The organism is Halopenitus persicus (assembly GCF_002355635.1).
In the GTDB taxonomy this organism is placed as follows: Archaea; Halobacteriota; Halobacteria; order Halobacteriales; family Haloferacaceae; genus Halopenitus; species Halopenitus persicus_A.
On record NZ_AP017558.1, the window covers coordinates 910562 to 925934 of the forward strand.

At 68.0% G+C, this 15373-nt stretch carries 16 protein-coding genes; 4 read left to right on the forward strand and 12 right to left on the reverse strand.

Annotated elements, in window-relative coordinates:
• Positions 1–92: 92 nt before the first annotated feature.
• Both CPZ00_RS15290 and CPZ00_RS04430 read right to left on the reverse strand, forming a co-directional pair.
• Positions 93–233 (reverse strand): rubrerythrin-like domain-containing protein, encoded by a 141-nt coding sequence (locus CPZ00_RS15290; RefSeq protein ID WP_157744175.1) that lies wholly within the window; start codon positions 231–233, stop codon positions 93–95.
• A gap of 219 nt (positions 234–452) precedes the next feature.
• A complete protein-coding gene (locus CPZ00_RS04430; protein WP_096389806.1) occupies positions 453–2024 on the reverse strand; it encodes an amidohydrolase in 1572 nt (523 codons plus the stop codon).
• Between the two features lie 162 nt (positions 2025–2186).
• Here CPZ00_RS04430 and hmgA point away from each other — a divergent pair, with 162 nt between their 5' ends.
• The gene (gene hmgA / locus CPZ00_RS04435) at positions 2187–3401 is read left to right on the forward strand and encodes a hydroxymethylglutaryl-CoA reductase (NADPH) (protein ID WP_096389807.1); all 1215 of its coding nucleotides are present in this window, start codon (positions 2187–2189) and stop codon (positions 3399–3401) included.
• An 18-nt stretch (positions 3402–3419) separates the two neighbouring features.
• Here hmgA and CPZ00_RS04440 read toward each other — a convergent pair whose 3' ends face one another.
• The 4 genes from CPZ00_RS04440 to CPZ00_RS04455 all read right to left on the reverse strand — a co-directional run bounded on the left by CPZ00_RS04440 (position 3420) and on the right by CPZ00_RS04455 (position 6567).
• Positions 3420–3848, reverse strand: a complete 429-nt coding sequence (locus CPZ00_RS04440) for a MoaD/ThiS family protein (protein ID WP_096389808.1) — start codon at positions 3846–3848, stop codon at positions 3420–3422.
• Positions 3849–3909: 61 nt separating this feature from the next.
• The gene (locus CPZ00_RS04445) at positions 3910–4662 is read right to left on the reverse strand and encodes an SIMPL domain-containing protein (protein WP_096389809.1); all 753 of its coding nucleotides are present in this window, start codon (positions 4660–4662) and stop codon (positions 3910–3912) included.
• 118 nt (positions 4663–4780) lie between these two features.
• Positions 4781–6076 carry a TIGR00341 family protein gene (locus tag CPZ00_RS04450; protein ID WP_394338427.1) on the reverse strand — a complete coding sequence of 432 codons (1296 nt, stop codon included), beginning with the start codon at positions 6074–6076 and terminating at the stop codon, positions 4781–4783.
• A 116-nt stretch (positions 6077–6192) separates the two neighbouring features.
• On the reverse strand, positions 6193–6567 hold the full coding sequence (locus tag CPZ00_RS04455; protein ID WP_096389810.1) for a nuclear transport factor 2 family protein: 375 nt from the start codon (positions 6565–6567) through the stop codon (positions 6193–6195).
• A 128-nt stretch (positions 6568–6695) separates the two neighbouring features.
• Here CPZ00_RS04455 and radB point away from each other — a divergent pair, with 128 nt between their 5' ends.
• A complete protein-coding gene (radB, locus tag CPZ00_RS04460) occupies positions 6696–7406 on the forward strand; it encodes a DNA repair and recombination protein RadB (RefSeq protein ID WP_096389811.1) in 711 nt (236 codons plus the stop codon).
• 68 nt (positions 7407–7474) lie between these two features.
• Here radB and CPZ00_RS04465 read toward each other — a convergent pair whose 3' ends face one another.
• From CPZ00_RS04465 to CPZ00_RS04480, 4 genes are all read right to left on the reverse strand, one after another.
• Positions 7475–8614, reverse strand: coding sequence for a CBS domain-containing protein (locus CPZ00_RS04465; RefSeq protein ID WP_096389812.1), 1140 nt, complete (start codon positions 8612–8614; stop codon positions 7475–7477).
• Between the two features lie 46 nt (positions 8615–8660).
• On the reverse strand, positions 8661–9323 hold the full coding sequence (locus CPZ00_RS04470; RefSeq protein WP_199243390.1) for a helix-turn-helix domain-containing protein: 663 nt from the start codon (positions 9321–9323) through the stop codon (positions 8661–8663).
• Positions 9324–9592: 269 nt separating this feature from the next.
• Positions 9593–10285, reverse strand: coding sequence for a helix-turn-helix domain-containing protein (locus tag CPZ00_RS04475; protein ID WP_096389813.1), 693 nt, complete (start codon positions 10283–10285; stop codon positions 9593–9595).
• 119 nt (positions 10286–10404) lie between these two features.
• Positions 10405–11649 carry a hypothetical protein gene (locus CPZ00_RS04480; protein ID WP_096389814.1) on the reverse strand — a complete coding sequence of 415 codons (1245 nt, stop codon included), beginning with the start codon at positions 11647–11649 and terminating at the stop codon, positions 10405–10407.
• A gap of 275 nt (positions 11650–11924) precedes the next feature.
• On the opposite strand from CPZ00_RS04480, the gene CPZ00_RS04485 reads away from it, so the two are divergent.
• Positions 11925–12194 carry a hypothetical protein gene (locus tag CPZ00_RS04485; protein ID WP_096389815.1) on the forward strand — a complete coding sequence of 90 codons (270 nt, stop codon included), beginning with the start codon at positions 11925–11927 and terminating at the stop codon, positions 12192–12194.
• Between the two features lie 15 nt (positions 12195–12209).
• Here CPZ00_RS04485 and CPZ00_RS04490 read toward each other — a convergent pair whose 3' ends face one another.
• Positions 12210–13565 (reverse strand): glycine cleavage T C-terminal barrel domain-containing protein, encoded by a 1356-nt coding sequence (locus tag CPZ00_RS04490; RefSeq protein ID WP_096389816.1) that lies wholly within the window; start codon positions 13563–13565, stop codon positions 12210–12212.
• Positions 13566–13945: 380 nt separating this feature from the next.
• On the opposite strand from CPZ00_RS04490, the gene CPZ00_RS04495 reads away from it, so the two are divergent.
• Positions 13946–14137, forward strand: coding sequence for a hypothetical protein (locus CPZ00_RS04495; protein WP_096389817.1), 192 nt, complete (start codon positions 13946–13948; stop codon positions 14135–14137).
• 102 nt (positions 14138–14239) lie between these two features.
• On the opposite strand, the gene CPZ00_RS04500 is transcribed toward CPZ00_RS04495, so the two are convergent.
• Positions 14240–15097, reverse strand: coding sequence for a methylenetetrahydrofolate reductase (locus CPZ00_RS04500; RefSeq protein ID WP_096389818.1), 858 nt, complete (start codon positions 15095–15097; stop codon positions 14240–14242).
• Between the last annotated feature and the right edge of the window lie 276 nt (positions 15098–15373).

Below are 15373 nucleotides of genomic sequence, written 5' to 3' on the forward strand. Positions count from 1 at the left end.
TACGATGGTCGACGGGGGAGAGGAAATACGATGGTCGACGGGGGAGAGGAAATACGATGGTCGACGGAAAAATGGAGTATGCGGTCGACGACTCACATATCCCGCGACTGCCCGATGTGCCACAGGTCGCCGCCGCAGTCGTCACAGGTCGGGGTCTCGGGATCGACCGTTCGAGCGAGACAGTCGAAACATTCGTACACCGATCCGGTCTCTGTGTTGGTTTCTGGGCGCATATTTCAAATATAACGTCGCAGATATATAACTCGATCCCTGAAAGACCGTATATCGATCAGAGGCGGTGATGTCCGACGATCCCACTGGACATCACGTTTCTCACCATTCGCGGCGACGATCCACGCGACGGAGCTGGCTCGATCCGGTCGGTTCCCGGGTACCCTTAAAAACCACCTCGGGACCACCCCACTGGTCCCGAGAAACTCCCCGAGGGGACGTCACGGATCCCGATAAACGACGTCGCCATCGACGACCGTCAGGTCAACGTCGATGTCGCGGATCGACTCGGGACGGTCCCACGGCGAGTCGGCAAGCGCGACGAGGTCGGCCCGCTTCCCGACCTCGATCGTCCCCAGTCGGTCCTCGTCGAAGCCCGCGACCGCGCCGCCGGAGGTGTACGCGCGCAGCGCCTCGGTGACGGACAGCCGCTGGGCCGCGGCCGGGGCGTTGACCGCCCAATGAAGGCCGACGAGGGGATCCATCGGCATCCCGTCCGATCCGAACGCGAGCCGAGCGCCGGCGTCGAGGAGGTCTCGATAGCGGTTCGTTTCGGAGGTCCGATCGCCGATCCGTCGTTCATACAGCCCTCCGTCGCCGGCCCACTTGAGGAAGTTCGGCTGTACCGACGCGATCACGTTGTCGTCCGCGATCCGGTCGATCGCCTCGTCACTGGCGAGCTCGACGTGCTCGATCCGGTGGCGCTCGTCCCCGTCGGTCGCGTCGGCGATCTCGTAGGCGTCGAGCACGGCGTCGACCGCCTCGTCGCCGATCGCGTGTGCCGTGAACTGATAGCCCGCCCCCGTCGCGTCGGCGACCAGCTCGGCCAGGTCGTCGGGGTCGACGACCCACTGGCCGGTCTCGCCCGGCGCGTCGTCGTACGGAGTCGAGAGCTTCGCGGTTCGGCCGCCGAGGCTGCCGTCGGTGAACGATTTGATCGCACCGACCTGCACGAACTCGTCGCCGGCGTTCGTCGGGAGTCCCGCCTCGACGAGCGCCTCGAGGTGATCGCTCCAGTAGTTGATCCGGACGCGCGTGGGCAACTCGGTCGCCGCCGCCAGCTCGCGGTAAACGCGGGGGGCGTGCGATCGTCGAACCATATCGTGGACCGTCGTGATCCCGCGTTCGGCGGCGGCGTTCAGAGCCGATTCGACCAGCTCGCGCGTCTCATCCAGCCCGGGCTCGATGGCGTCGTTGATCGGGTCGACGCCCTCCTCGACGAGGACGCCGGTCGGTTCGCCGTCGGTGGTTCGGATGCAGTCGTCGGGGATCGCCGCCGCGAACCGGTCGAGTGCGGCCGAGTTCACCGAGACGACGTGCATGTCCTCCCGGAAGGCGACCACCGGACGATCGTCGGCGACCGGATCGAGGTCCCCGCGGGTGAGATACCGGGCGGGCTCCCACGTCGACTCGTCGTAGCCGTAGCCGATGACCCACTCGGTACCGTCGGCGTTCCCGGTGGCCGCAGCGCCGTCCGGTTCGGTCTCGAACGCCCGTTCCCGCAGCGCGTCAACGGCCTCCTCCGGGCTCGTGGCCGTCGACAGGTCGGCGTGGACGAGTTTCCGTCCAGCGACCGTCACGTGCGTGTGCGCGTCGACGAATCCCGGGAGAAGGACGCGTCCGTCGAGGTCGATGACGGTCGTATCGGTCCCGACGAGGAACTCGACGTCGTAGCTCGACCCGAGACGGACGATCCCGCCGTCTCGAGCCGCCAGCGCCTCGTAGGTCTCGTCCGGGTCCGTGAGCGTGTGGATCTCCCCGTCCAGCAGGACGAGATCCGCGGCGTCGGTCATACGCGTTCGACCGGCGCGAATCGGGTTAACGGTTCGGGCTCCGGATCGACGTCCCGCCGCCAGCCGGCGCCGATCGCCGCCGTCACGTGGGCCGGCGTACGTCCGTCAGCTCGCGTGCGTCGAACCGACACGCCTTAGCCCGCGCCGCGAGCACACCCGCGTATGTCATCCGCCGAGGACCTCGCGGCGCGCGTTCGCGAGGGCGAGATCCGTCTGCACGAACTCGAGGACCACGCCGACGCGGACGCGGCGGCGACGGCCCGCCGGCTGCTCGTCGCCGAGGAGTCGGGCGCCGACCTGGAGACGACCGGCGCGTACGCCTTCGACGCGGCCGCCGCGGAGCCGAACGTCGAGAACATGGTCGGCGCGGTGCAGATCCCCCTCGGCGTTGCGGGCCCCGTGACGGTCTCGGGCGGGGCGCTCTCGGGCGAGCGGTATCTCCCGCTCGCGACCACCGAGGGCGCGCTCGTCGCGTCGGTCAACCGCGGCTGCGGCGTGCTCGATGCGGCCGGGGGCGCGACCGCGCGCGTGACGAAGACCGGGATGACCCGCGCGCCGGTTTTTAAAACGGACGGGATCGTCGAGTCGGAGGCGCTCGCGGAGTGGACGCGCGACAACGCGGACCGGCTCCGCGAGGCGGCCGAGTCCACGACGAGCCACGGAGAGGTGACCGACGTCACGCCGTACGTGGTCGGGAACAACGTCTACCTCCGGTTCCGCTACGACACGAAGGACGCGATGGGGATGAACATGGCCACCATCGCCACCGGCGAGGCCTGCGAGCTGATCGAGGCGGAGACGGACGCCTCGCTCGTCGCGCTCTCGGGCAACCTCTGTACCGACAAGAAGCCGGCCGCGATCAACGCGATCGAGGGGCGCGGTCGGTCGGTGACCGCCGACGTGACCATCCCCGCGGCCGTGGTCGCCGACCGGCTCCACACCACCCCCGAGGCGGTCGCCGAGATAAACACCCGGAAGAACCTGGTCGGGTCGGCGAAGGCCGGCTCCCTCGGGTTCAACGCCCACGTCGCGAACGTCGTCGCCGCGATGTTCCTCGCCACCGGCCAGGACGCGGCGCAGGTCGTCGAGGGCGCCAACGCGATCACGACCGCCGAGGTGACCGACGACGGCGACCTCTACGTCTCCGTCTCGATCGCGAGCCTGGAGGTCGGCACCGTCGGCGGCGGCACGAAGCTCCCGACCCAGGCCGAGGGCCTCGAGATCCTCGGCGTCCGCGGCGGCGGCGACCCGGCGGGGAGCAACGCCGACGCGCTCGCGGAGGCGATCGCCGTCGGAGCGCTCGCCGGCGAGCTGTCCCTGCTGGCTGCGCTCGGGTCGCGACACCTCTCGTCGGCGCACGCGGACCTGGGCCGGTAGTTCACCGCCCGGCTCACGCTAACAGCAGAAGATGAACGGATAGACCAGCGCGACCCGGTCGCCGTCCGCGAGCGCCGTGTCGAACCCCTCCTGGTTCTCGTTGAACCGGCCGTTCACGAGCACCCGGGCATACGCGACCGTCTGTTCGCCCACGGGGTTCTTGCGCCACGTTCCCGGCAGCTCCTCGGGCGTTGGCGCCCAGCCGTGTGCGGTCGATTCGTCCTCCGACTCGGCGATGAGGAGGTCCTGCAGCTCGGGGTAGTCCGCGAAGAGCGCGTCGAGAAACTCCCGCAGCGTGTCGCCCTCGAACCGGTACTCGAACTCCGAGCGGTCGAGCGCGGTCCGGACGTGGCCCGTACAGCGAACGGTCACCGTCGTCTCCGTCGAGCGCTCCGCCGGCGCATCCGTCGACGCGTCCTGCCCCGCAGCCTCGGTGGTCGTCTGCATATCGGACCGTTGGTTCTCCACGCCCCTATTCGCCGCTCCGAATATGTTCGTCCGTCGGTCCTCACCCGGTCGTCTCGGCCTCGAAGACGACGTGTACCTGCACGTCGACGCTCACGTCGCCGGTCTCGATCGAGGTCGCCGCGCCGCCACCGCCTGCGTCCTCGGTGACCGCCATCGGCTCGGCTCGGTACGGCGAGACGTGGTCGTCCATCGTCGAGATGGTGTAGACGTTGACGACCTCGAGGCCGGTGTTGTCGGCGAGCATCCGGGCGCGGCCGTCCGCGTTCTCGACGGCGTTCTCGAAGGCCGTCGTCCGCAGCTCCGCCTCGCGTTCCTCGCTCAGTCCGAACCGCACGCGGTTGACGCTGTCGGCGCCGGAATCGACCGCGACGTCGATGACCTCGCCGACCGCTGCCACGTCGTGGACCTCGATCTCGTACCGGTGAACGCCGACGTATTCGGGCTCGGCGCCCTCACGTTCCGCCTCCGGCCTCGGACGGCGCTCCCGAATGTCGTAGCGTGTCGTCCGGATCTGGTCGTCCTCGATCCCCCACTCCCGGAGGGCCGAGCGAAGCGACTGCCCGTCGGCGGCGATCTCCTCGCGGACGGCCGCCGAGGAGTTGCCCTGCGCCTCAACGGCCACGGTGATCGTCGCCCGGTCGGGCTCGGCCGTCGCCTCGCCGTCAGCGGTCACCTCGATCGTTCGGTCCGGTTCCCCGTCGTCGGTTGGCGTTGCGTCGCCGGCCACGCCCGCACAGCCCGCCAGGAGGAGGGTCGCGGCCACCGCCAGCACGCCGATCAGTCGTCTGTCCATACCGGTACTGTGTGGGGAACCGGCCTTAAGTCACCGATGACACAAAGAACGATTTGTGTCAGTCCGAACGGTCGACGATCAGTCCGAACGGTCGACGATCAGCCCGAACGGTCGACGATCAGCCCGAACGGTCGACCGTCAGGACGCGGACCTCGACCGCGACCGGCCCGTCGACGACCGGCTGGATCCGGGCGTCGAGGCGGTCGGCGAGCCCGGAGACGGTTACTCCCGGCTCGGCACCGACGGTGATTACCACGCGTTCGGTCCGCAGGGGCGGTATTCGACCGGTCCGTTCCAGTTCGAGCTCGATGAGGTTCAGCTGTGCCTCCGCGAGCTCGAGTTCGGTTTCGACGGCCTCGCGGACGTCCTGTTCGGTCGTCGACGCGACGTAGGTGTCGTAGGTGACGCCGCCGAGGAAGACCGACAGCAGCGCGATCGCTGCCACCAGCAGCGCCGTCCGCTTGAACAGCGCCGACTTGGCCTCCGCCTCCCGGAACCACGAGTCGGGGCGATATCCCTCGTACCAGAGGACGACCAGCGCGGCGAGGTTGATCGAGAGGACGTTGACGAGCACGAGCACGCCGGCCCCGAGCGCGAGCCGCGGGATGCCGAAGGCGATCCCGATCCCGACCGCCGCGGCGGGCGGGATCAACGCGACGGCGATCATCACGCCCACGAGCGCGGAGGATACCCCGGTCATCAGCGAGAGGACGCCCGCGATCCCGGCACCCAGCGCCACCGCGAGGACGAGCACGTTCGGAGCGAGTCGCTCGGAGACCTCCGCGAGCGCGAGCGGGTCGAGGCCGGGCGGGACGAGGTTGAGCGTCCGGAGCCCCGCCGCGAAGACGGCCGCGGATCCGACCGCCAGAAGGACGCCGAGCACCTGGAGCCGGACGCCGCGGCCGAACAGCGCGTCGTCGTCGACCACGGTTCCGACGGCGGCCGACATCGCGGGCCCGATGAGCGGCGCGATCACCATCGATCCGACGACCGTCGCGGGCGAGTCGAGCAGCAGCCCGGCGGTGGCGATGACCGCCGAGATGACCGTCATCAGGACGTACGTCCGGGTCCCCGAGACGAGGTCGGTCGCCTTCGCCTGGAGCTCCTCCTTGGCGATCCGGTCCTCGCTGTGTTCGGACTCCTCGGCGTATCGCTCCTCGAGCTGCTCGAACCGCCGGGATATTACCGTCTCGGCGTCGACGATGACGGTGTAGGTCTCCTCGTCGATCCCGGCCTCGCGCAGCCGGTCGAGAACCGGCTCGACGGCGGCCGTCGGCAGGGGAAACGAGACCACGCCGGTGTACTTGCGGCCGCTCGTCTCGTCGGTCACGACGTAGTCGATCCCCTCGTCGTCGAGCGCGTCGAGGATCGCCGCGCGCTTGCCGGCCGGGATCATCACCTGGACGAGTCGCACAGTTGCCGGTGGCGTCGTGATGGGTTAAAAACTCGGGGTCCTCGAGACGGCGGTCCTCGAGACGGCGGTCCTCGAGCCGGCGGTCCTCGAGCCGGCGGTCCTCGAGCCGGCGTGCGTCACCGCGTGTACGTCCGCAGAGTGATGAAGATCACGCCCGCCCCCTCCTCACGGTCGACGGTCTCGAAGACGTCGACGAACGCGAACAGCTCCGTGCCCTCGTCGTCGAGCAGCCGTCCTTGAACCGCCACGTCATCGCCGTTGGCGTACACGCCGTCGATCGCGTGGCGCGTGTCCGTCCGTGGTCGCTCCTCGCGCATGAAACCGAGGAAGCGGTCGCGTCCGTCCAGGGTTCGATCCGGGCGGTCGTGTACGAACGACGGCGCGAGCAGCTCACGGAGCGCCGCGTAGTCGCCGGCGTCGATCGTCTCGTAGTACCGCCGCGCTCGGTTCCGCGGCGTGGTCCCGTCCGGCGACGCGTCGTGCCCGCTCATAAGGGGCCGGTGGGGTTCCCGGCCCAAAACGCCACGGATGCGAGTCCGAACGGGCTCCGGATCGCGGACGGCGACCAGTCCGTGGCCGATCCGCGCCGCTTTTCTCGGCGCCGCGCGTATCGCCGCGGGTGAGCGACCCCGTTTCACTCGGTTGTGATCCGATCGACGACCTGCTCGGCGGCGGGTTCGAGCGCGGCGTCGTCACGCAGGTGTACGGCCCGCCGGCCGCGGGCAAGACGAATCTGGCCCTCTCGGCTGCCGTCGAGGTCGCGACTGAAGGGGGAAGCGTGCTGTACATTGACACCGAGGGCCTCTCGATCGATCGGTTTCGCCAGATCGCTGCCGCGAGATCCGACGGCGACGTCGAGTCGGTCGCTTCCCGGTTGATCATCACGGAGGCGTACGATTTCGCCGACCAGCAGGAAGCGGTCCGCGACGCCGCGGAGTTCGCGGCGGAGGTCGACCTGATCGTCCTCGATTCCGCGACGGGGTTCTACCGGCTCGAACGGACCGGGGACGCGGACCGTGGCGACTCGCTCCGGAACGTTGCCGACCAGGTCACGCATCTCCTCTCGCTGGCGCGGCGCCACGACCTGGCGGTCGTGATCACGAACCAGGTGTTCACCGACCCCGAAAGCGATCGCGCCCGGCCGCTTGGCGGGCACACTCTCGAACACTGGACCGGCGTGGTGCTCCGCGTCGACCGGTTTCGCGGCGGCAATCGCCGGGCGACCCTCGAGAAACACCGGTCGAAGGAAACCGGGGACCAGGCGACGTTCCGGATCACCGGATCGGGGATCGAGACTGCGGGCCCGTCGGGCGGGCCCGACCCCTTTTGAGTCGGGCGACGTCGACACCGTCCAAGTCACGGGCAACCGATCGAAAAAGCGAGCGCCGTCGGCGACGGCTAGAGTTCGCCGAGCTTGCGGAGCAGCTGGCCGCGGTACTTCTCGTCGGCGTTGACGCCCTTGAGTTCGAGGACGTTCCGCTCGAGCTTGTCGAGCGCGACGTGGAAGCCGTGTTCGGCGCCGTAGCCCTCGCCGGTGCCGATGACCTGTCCCTTGCTCGTCCGCAGCCGGATCTGACACTGGATGAGCGGGGTGCCGCGGAGCTTCTCCTTGTGTTCCTGCAGCCGGACGTGCGCGTGGAACACCTGCATCTTCTCGTATTTGTTCGTCACGTCCTGGATCGACTCGATGACGTGGTCGCGGGAGATCGTGTCGAGAAGCTCGATGTTGGTGATCTGGACGTCCATCGACTCCTCCTCGGTGAAGGTGAGCGAGCGGAGGATGTCGGTCTTGGTGATGATCCCGGTGACCGAGCCCTCGTCATCCGACGTGACGACGAGCCCCGCCACGTCGTTGTCGAACATCCGCTCGAGAGCGACTTTCGTGGTCTCGTCGGGGCGCGCGGTGAGCGCCGGACTCGACATCAGGTCGTAGACCGGTAGGTCCAGCATCCGATCGATGTCGCCCGCGCGGTCGCCGCTGCCCTGTCGGTCCTGGTCGCGGACGACGAAGTCGACGATGTCGTTGGTGGTGACGACCCCGGTGAGACCCCCGGCCTCGTTGTGCACCGGCAGTCGCGAGATGCCGTGCTTCCGGAGGCGGTTGATCGCCTGCCCCACGTGTTCCTTCTCGCCGATCGTGATCACGTCTGCCGTGTACACCTGGTCGACGGTGTTGGCGTCGAGGCTGTCGATGACGGCCTCGAGGATCGCGTCCTCGGTGATGATCCCGTACAGCTTCTCCCCGTCGTACACCGGCGCGATCTTGACGTTCCCCTCGATGAGCAGCCGGGCCGCCTCCCGGATGTCCTCACGGAGGGCGATCTCGGGCGCCGGCTTCATCACGGCCGAGACCTTGGTGTCGTCCCCCATCCGCGACCGGATCAGCTGTTTCTCTCCGACGACACCCGCGTAGTCGCCGTCCTCGGTAACGATGATGCCCTTCGGATTCTCCCGATCGAAGAGGGAGCGGACCTTGGCGAGACGCTCGTCGACGTCGACCTCGACGTATTCCGGCACCGCGATATCAGCAATGTTCATGGTCCAAGCCGGACCTACAGCCGGACGGGTATTGAAAGTACGGGAGTCACTCCTCGTCGATCGGCTCGTCGACGAGGATCTCCTCGATCAGTCGCGCCGATCCGCGACGGAGACGACCGCTGACGGCCGTTCGGGATATTCCGAGCAGCTCCGAGAGCCCCTCGAGGGTGACCTCGCGGGGATCGTCGTAGTAGCCGTTGCGGTAGGCGTTGACCAGCGCCTCGATCTGCGGTTCGGTCAGTCCGAACGTCGACTCCTCGGCTACGTCCTCGGTTTGCCGGAGCTCGAGGACGTCGAACCGGATCCCGTTCCGGTCGGCGAAGGCGCTCAGTTCCTCCATGGTTTCGTGGTCCTGCAGCTCCAACCGGAGCTTCCACCCGTCGCGGTGGCTCCGCGATTCGAGCACGAGCCCGCCGGCCGCCGAGACGGGCGGCGTGATAAGCGTCGCGGCGTCGGTGTACTCGATCCGGTAGGTGCGGCGCGGGTCGGCCTCGGTGACCGGCGTGAAGGACGCGACGGTGTGATCCGCCGCCAGTGCCTCCTCGAACGCCTCGAAATCGGGAGCCTCGACCCAGAAGAAGTGGCCGGCGTGGACCGGGTCCGTCCCGGTGTCGGAGACGACGCCGATCGAGGCGTCCGGCAGCGCCCGGATCGTGGGCGAGAGCGCGAGGTCGGGATGGGCTACGTAGACGCTGGTCGAGATGATCATCGTGTGTGTCGAGACGGCTGTACGCGCCCCAACAGTCCACCACGCGGAACCGCTGCCTGGCGGCCGCAAGGGGTACCTCGATCGATCGTTGGACGTCGGGGAGAGGGTGGTTGACGGACGGTTGCGGGACGCCAGTCACGTCGTCGTCGACCACTCACCACGGAGACATCAGCTAGCACGGATCGTCGGATGCGCCATCTTCGTCGATCCGACATAAAACGTTTGCCCGAAGACGGACGGGACCGACGACGGGCGCTCTCGTGCAGTCGCTAGCGTGGGCGATCCGGCCGATCCACGAGGAGGGTTCGCTCGATCAACGCGCGGGTCCCGCGCTTGAGGCGGCCGCCGGCCGCCGAGGCGGAGCAGCCGAGCTCCGCCGCGACGTCCGCCAGGGAGGCCTCGCGGGGATCCGCGAAGTAGCCGAGTTCGTACGCGACGACGAGCGCCGCCCGCTGTTTCTCCGTGAGCGCATCACGGACCGGATACTTCATGTCGGCGCCCGGCAGCTGCCGGACGTCGACGACCTCGAAGGAGAAGCCCGCCTCGCGGGCGTGTTCCCAGACGTCGTGGAGCGCCTCCCGATCGGGGAGCAGCCACTGTTCGTGCCAGCCTCGAGGCGTCGATTCGGAACGTGGCGCCGCGCTTCGGGCGTCGATCACGAACCCGCCGTGGCGCGTGACCTGGGGCGAAAGCAGGACGGCGGTCTCGGCGAAGGTGACCCCCCAGAGGTTCCGCGCGTCGAACTCGGGCATCGGATGCACCGTCTCGACGGTCCGGTCCCGTTCGAGTGCCTCGGCGACCACGTCGGGGGCCATCGCACCGAACTGGAGCACGTAGACCTCACGCTCGGGATCCGTGCTCGTCTCGGGCAGCACTCGGACGTCCAGCTTCGGGGTCGACGCGAAGGTGTCCGCGAGCGCGCCGTCCTCGTGGGCGAATCGGACCTCGGCGAAGGTGGTCATCGACGGGGTATCCGATCGGAGGAACGCGCCCGTCCGGCAAAGTTCCACCGGCAGTAGCGGTCGATTCGTGCAGTCGAGAGCGGATCGGCGGATGGGCAGATCGGCGGAGCGGCGGCGAGTCACCGCGCGGCGGCGGACTCACGCAGACACGCGATGATGTCCTCGCGGGTCGTCTCGCGTTCCCCCTCGGTCGCGAGCTGGCCGACGACGAACTCCAGGAGGTTCAGCTCCTTGAGCAGCTCGAGGGCGTCCTCCCGGTCGACGTCGACGTCACGTTTGACCTCGTAGATCGTGTTCGACCGCATCACCGTCTCGATGAGCGCGTCGACGGTCACGTCCTCGGGGAGCCCGATCCCGTCCGAGAGGACGACGGGCTCGTCGGCGTCGACGGACCGAGTCGAGTGATCGACGTCGGCGGACGGGCTCGGGTGATCGACGTCGGCGGACGGGCTCGGGTGATCGACGTCGGCGGACTCGGTCCCCGGCGCGGGTCGGTCGGTCTCCGGCGTGGCCCGGTCGCTCGCTCGCGACGGATCGGTCGACGATCCGACGTCGTCCTCCTGGTCGTCGCCGTCGTCCGCTGCATCGCCGGTCCGGTAGGTGTTCGGCTCGTGGATGTCGTAGTCGATCATGTACCGACGGACCGTCTCGCCGGTGACGTCCATCTCCAGGGCATCGGCCATCTCGGCGAACGTTTCGCAGGCCTCGTACACCTCCGCCAGCAGCTCGGGATCCTTAAAAGGCGGGACGTCACGGTCGGACGTGAACGTGGCCGCCGTCTCACGACCGTCCGATTCCGTTCGAACGTCGGTCGGCGTCGCTCGAGCGTCGTCGGGGGACGTCGCCGCCGACGCTCCGGCGGCCGCCGGTCCATCGGCGGCGGCCGTCTCCGCTCCCGCCACGGCGGACAGCGCCGTTTCGGTCGCTTCCGCCGGGTCGGCGTCGGCCGCAGCAGCGCCGCCAGCGGTCCCGTCGTCCGCGTCCGCTTCCACGTCCGGGTCGGGCTCGGCGGCCCGCGAACGATCCGCCGGCACCGTTGCCGCGAGCGTCACGGTGAGGGTCCCATCCGGACGGAGGTCGGCGCCGGTCGGACGCGTCGAGACGTCGTGGTCGGTCGTGGGCGTCAGTGCGGTCGTCGACGCGAGGGCGAATCGAACCGTCCCGTCGGAGCCGACCCGCGGATCCCGAAGGGCGGCCCCGTCCGCGGTCGGATCGATCGACAGCGTCACCTCGAGGTCCGCCGTGAGCCGGTCCGCCTCGACGCCGGTGATCGTCGCCACGTCGACGTCGTCGATGGCCTCGCCGCGACGTTCACACTCGTCGAGGAACCGGCCCAGTTCCTGGAGTCGGTTACCGATGCCCATGATATATGGGCCCATCGCGCTGCGTTCGCATGAAGGCACACGATGAATTATGAAGGTTTTTAAATCGACCACGGTCGCCCGGATCCGCAGCGACGGTCCGCGGAGGACGGGCTGGCGATGCCGTGGAGGACGGGCTGGCGGTGCCGTGGAGGACGGGCTGGCGGTGCCGTGGAAGATGGGCCGACGGCTGCGTGAGTGTTCGTCACAGGTTGACACTCGGCGGCGAAACCGGCGAAGTGACACCGTTTTATTCCCGCATCACGCACGACGACGTAATGAAACGGGTGAAGACCGCACCGGGTCCGGACGCCGCGCACGCGTTCCGCCTGGGGCTGATCGCGGCCACCGTTCTCGGCGTGGTCGCGATGGCAGGCCTCTACGCGGCTGGCAAGGCCTCGCTGCTCCTCGTCGGCTTCCTTCTGGTGGCCTGCTTCCCGGTGTATCTCGTGTTCGTGGCGTCCGCGTTGAGCGTCTGGCTCGGATACGACAAGGACGCCACCGACCTCCGGCCGGTCTACCGTGAGCGCGACCGACGACGGGGCTGAGCCCGCCGTCCCGTCTTACTCCTCGGCCGCCTGCTTGGCGCTCAGCTTGGCCTGCTCGCGGGCGCTCGGATTGACCGACTCCTTGAACGGCACCTTCGCGACGGTGGCGAACACGGGCTCGCCGGGCGTCTCGGCGTACTCGTCGGGAAGGTGGACGCGGAACTCGGTGTCCAGGTCGGCGTCGTAGACGCGGTCGTCGAGCGGCGCCTCGAGCTTTTCGGCCGGGACGAACCCGAGCGCGATGTTGGTCTCGAGATCCGGACTCCACCACGGCGAGGTGACGTAGCCGCACTCCTCGCCCGTCTCGGGGTCGGAGATCAGCCAGAAGTCGGGCGCGTAATCGCGGATCGGCTCGCCGGCCATCTTCAGCCCGACGAGCTTGAGTGTGAACGGGTACTCGCCGTCCTCGATCCGCGCCTTCTGGCGCTCCAGCGCCTCCTTGCCGATGTACTCGCCGTCCTTGTCGTCGGGGACGTGATAGCCGAGGTTGACTTGGAACGGGGAGGTCTCGTGATCCATGTCCTGGCCCCACGAGAGGATGCCGGCCGCGATCCGACGGTGGTGGCCCGGCGCGATCTGCATCCCGCCGTGGTCCTTGACGGTGTCGAGGACGGGGTCCCAGACGCGCTCGGCGTGTTTGGTCGCGTCCTTGACGTAGACCTCGAAGCCCTTCTCGCCGGAGAAGCCGGTCTGGCTCACGAGCACGTCCGCGCCGTTGATCTCCGCCTCCATCAGGCCGTAATAGGGGATCTCCGAGACCTCCTCGCCGACCACCTCGACCATTACGTCCTCCGAGAGCGGCCCCTGGATCTGCATCGGCGCGACGTCGATCTCGTCGACCTCCACGTCGAAGTCCATCCCCACGTTGACGCCCTGGATCCACTGCATCAGCGTGGAGTCCGAGATGGAGAACCAGAACTCGTCCTCGTCGACCCGCAGCAGGACGGGGTCGTTGAGGATCCCGCCGTCCTCGTTGCAGAGGATGACGTATCGGCCGTGCATCGGCTCGATCTCGGTCGCATCACGCGTGATGAGGTAGTCGGTCATCGCCTCGGCGTCGGGTCCCTTGACCCGGATCTGGCGCTCGACGGCGACGTCCCAGAGGGTGACGCTGTTCGTCAGCGCCTCGTACTCGGCCATCGCGCCGCCGTCCTCGGGGTCGACGAGCCCGCGCGGGTGATAGATCCGGTTATAAACCGTACACCGCCAGGCGCCCTCCTCGTTGAACGACTTGTGGAAGAAGGGCGATTTGCGGACGCGCGTGGACACGAGCATCTCGATGCCCGGATCCCCCGTCTGTCGCAGGTTCCTGGGCAGGACGCGGTCGGACTGGTCGACGCTCGGGTAGTTCGGATGGTCGTCTCGTGACATCGGTATATGGTGTCGTTCCCCGACCACTATAAAAGAAAGGCGTCACTTTCGATACCACCACACGTCCGGGGCCCGATCCGAATGAATAATATCGCTAGATGGGCCCTATATCGCGCGTTCATCCGGGTATTCGACGATCGATGTGATTCGCATCGATCGGTCACGACCGTATTCTGAACCACTACATACCAAATAAAATATTTGTTGTGGTTTCGGACACGACGCGGTTCGGCCGGCGAGACGGAGCGACTCCCCGCCGCGGACCGAGCCGTCGACGAGACCATTCCGTCTGCATCACGTAACCGGCGGTATGCGCCGGTATACCACCCGCTACGGTCGATTCCGGAATCCTTTCACGGGTCGGGCCCCAACGAACGGATATGACGAACCAGTCCACGACCGGAAGCGATTCCGCCTCCGACGACGCATCGCACGCCGACGGATCCGTCGGCTTCGAGAACTACCTTCCGGGAGCCCCGCTGCCGTCGACCGAGCCGGGCCGCGTCGAGCGGTTCCTGACGCGACTGTTCCGCCGCCGTGGCGGCCTCCGCGTCGTCTATCGGCGCAAGTAACACCTTTGATCGCCCACGAGAGGCACCTTCGATCGCGCAGGTAGCACCTTCGATCGCGCAGGTAGCGTTCTCGGCGGTACCCGGGGCGCGACGTCGAATCCGTCAGTTCTCGAGCCGACCGAGCCGCCAGGACTCGGTGTCCGGCACCTGATTGAACGTGTAGATGTGAACGCCGCGGATGTCGTAGTGGGGATCGGCGGCGTGGGGCGCGAGCCCGTCGATCAGCTCGTCGGGGGCGTACTGGCCGCGCGAGCCGACGATCTCCTTGATGAACCCGAGGATGCCGCTGGTTTTCCGAAGGAACCGGACCGAGTCGCCGACGCCGACCTTCTTGGAGATGCCGAGCAGCCGCTGGTAGTTCATCACGCCGGGAATGCCGACCTCGACGGGGAGGTCGACGCCGCGGTCGCGGATCGTCTCGATCCACTCGAGGATCGTCTCGGGGTCGTAACACAGCTGCGTGACGAGATAGCTCGCGTATGGCGCTTTCCGGTCCATCGCGTCCGCGAGGGTCGCCTCGCTCAGGAAGTCGTGGCCCTCCGGATAGCCGGTGATGCCGACCTCCTCGAACTCGTACTCGAGGTCCTCCAGCGCAACGAGCAGGTCGTGGGCGGACTCGAACTCCCCCGCGGGCTCCTCCCGGTCGCCGCCGGGAACGAAGACGTCGGTGACCCCGGCCTCCCGGAGTCGCCCGGCGATCGAATCCAGGTGATCTCGGTCCCGGACGTACCGCGCCGCGACGTGCGGGATGACCTCGTAGCCCGCCTCGCTTGCGGTCTCGGTCCACTCGACGGTGGCGTCGATCCCGAGCGTCGGCGAGGTGGTGACCGCGATCGCCGCGCCGTCCGGGAGGTGCGTCATCTGTTCGCCGAAGCTGTCGAACGGCATCAACTCGAACCGGGGATCGGCGAGCAGTGCCGCCGCCCCGTCGTCCGTCGGTGTGGGTGTCTCGAGTGACATTGTGAAGTGGGGGGGCCGGTTCCCGGCACGGGCGACGAACCGACTGGGTTCGACAAGGGTCGACACCGTCATTAGGTCTTTCCCGGTCGTCGGGTCGATCGGCTCGACGACAACACCTCACGGGTATTTGACGTGATGTGGACGTGGCGGGACGATCCGCCCGAAAGGGACCGATCCAAAGCGATCGGCGCCATCTTGATGACGATCGGATCCCGTCTTCCGATGGGCAATGACTACCGTTCACATTACACATACACACACATCACACGGACACGG

Bases quoted from the DNA above. Each gene is read 5' to 3' on its own strand.
- CPZ00_RS04465 (WP_096389812.1), bottom strand. From the start codon at position 8,614: ATGAACATTGCTGATATCGCGGTGCCGGAATACGTCGAGGTCGACGTC.
- CPZ00_RS04430 (WP_096389806.1), bottom strand. From the start codon at position 2,024: ATGACCGACGCCGCGGATCTCGTCCTGCTGGACGGGGAGATCCACACG.
- CPZ00_RS15290 (WP_157744175.1), bottom strand. From the start codon at position 233: ATGCGCCCAGAAACCAACACAGAGACCGGATCGGTGTACGAATGTTTC.
- CPZ00_RS04475 (WP_096389813.1), bottom strand. From the start codon at position 10,285: ATGACCACCTTCGCCGAGGTCCGATTCGCCCACGAGGACGGCGCGCTC.
- CPZ00_RS04490 (WP_096389816.1), bottom strand. From the start codon at position 13,565: ATGTCACGAGACGACCATCCGAACTACCCGAGCGTCGACCAGTCCGAC.
- CPZ00_RS04500 (WP_096389818.1), bottom strand. From the start codon at position 15,097: ATGTCACTCGAGACACCCACACCGACGGACGACGGGGCGGCGGCACTG.
- hmgA (WP_096389807.1), top strand. From the start codon at position 2,187: ATGTCATCCGCCGAGGACCTCGCGGCGCGCGTTCGCGAGGGCGAGATC.
- CPZ00_RS04495 (WP_096389817.1), top strand. From the start codon at position 13,946: ATGACGAACCAGTCCACGACCGGAAGCGATTCCGCCTCCGACGACGCA.
- CPZ00_RS04470 (WP_199243390.1), bottom strand. From the start codon at position 9,323: ATGATCATCTCGACCAGCGTCTACGTAGCCCATCCCGACCTCGCGCTC.
- CPZ00_RS04455 (WP_096389810.1), bottom strand. From the start codon at position 6,567: ATGAGCGGGCACGACGCGTCGCCGGACGGGACCACGCCGCGGAACCGA.
- CPZ00_RS04480 (WP_096389814.1), bottom strand. From the start codon at position 11,649: ATGGGCATCGGTAACCGACTCCAGGAACTGGGCCGGTTCCTCGACGAG.
- CPZ00_RS04440 (WP_096389808.1), bottom strand. From the start codon at position 3,848: ATGCAGACGACCACCGAGGCTGCGGGGCAGGACGCGTCGACGGATGCG.
- CPZ00_RS04485 (WP_096389815.1), top strand. From the start codon at position 11,925: ATGAAACGGGTGAAGACCGCACCGGGTCCGGACGCCGCGCACGCGTTC.
- CPZ00_RS04445 (WP_096389809.1), bottom strand. From the start codon at position 4,662: ATGGACAGACGACTGATCGGCGTGCTGGCGGTGGCCGCGACCCTCCTC.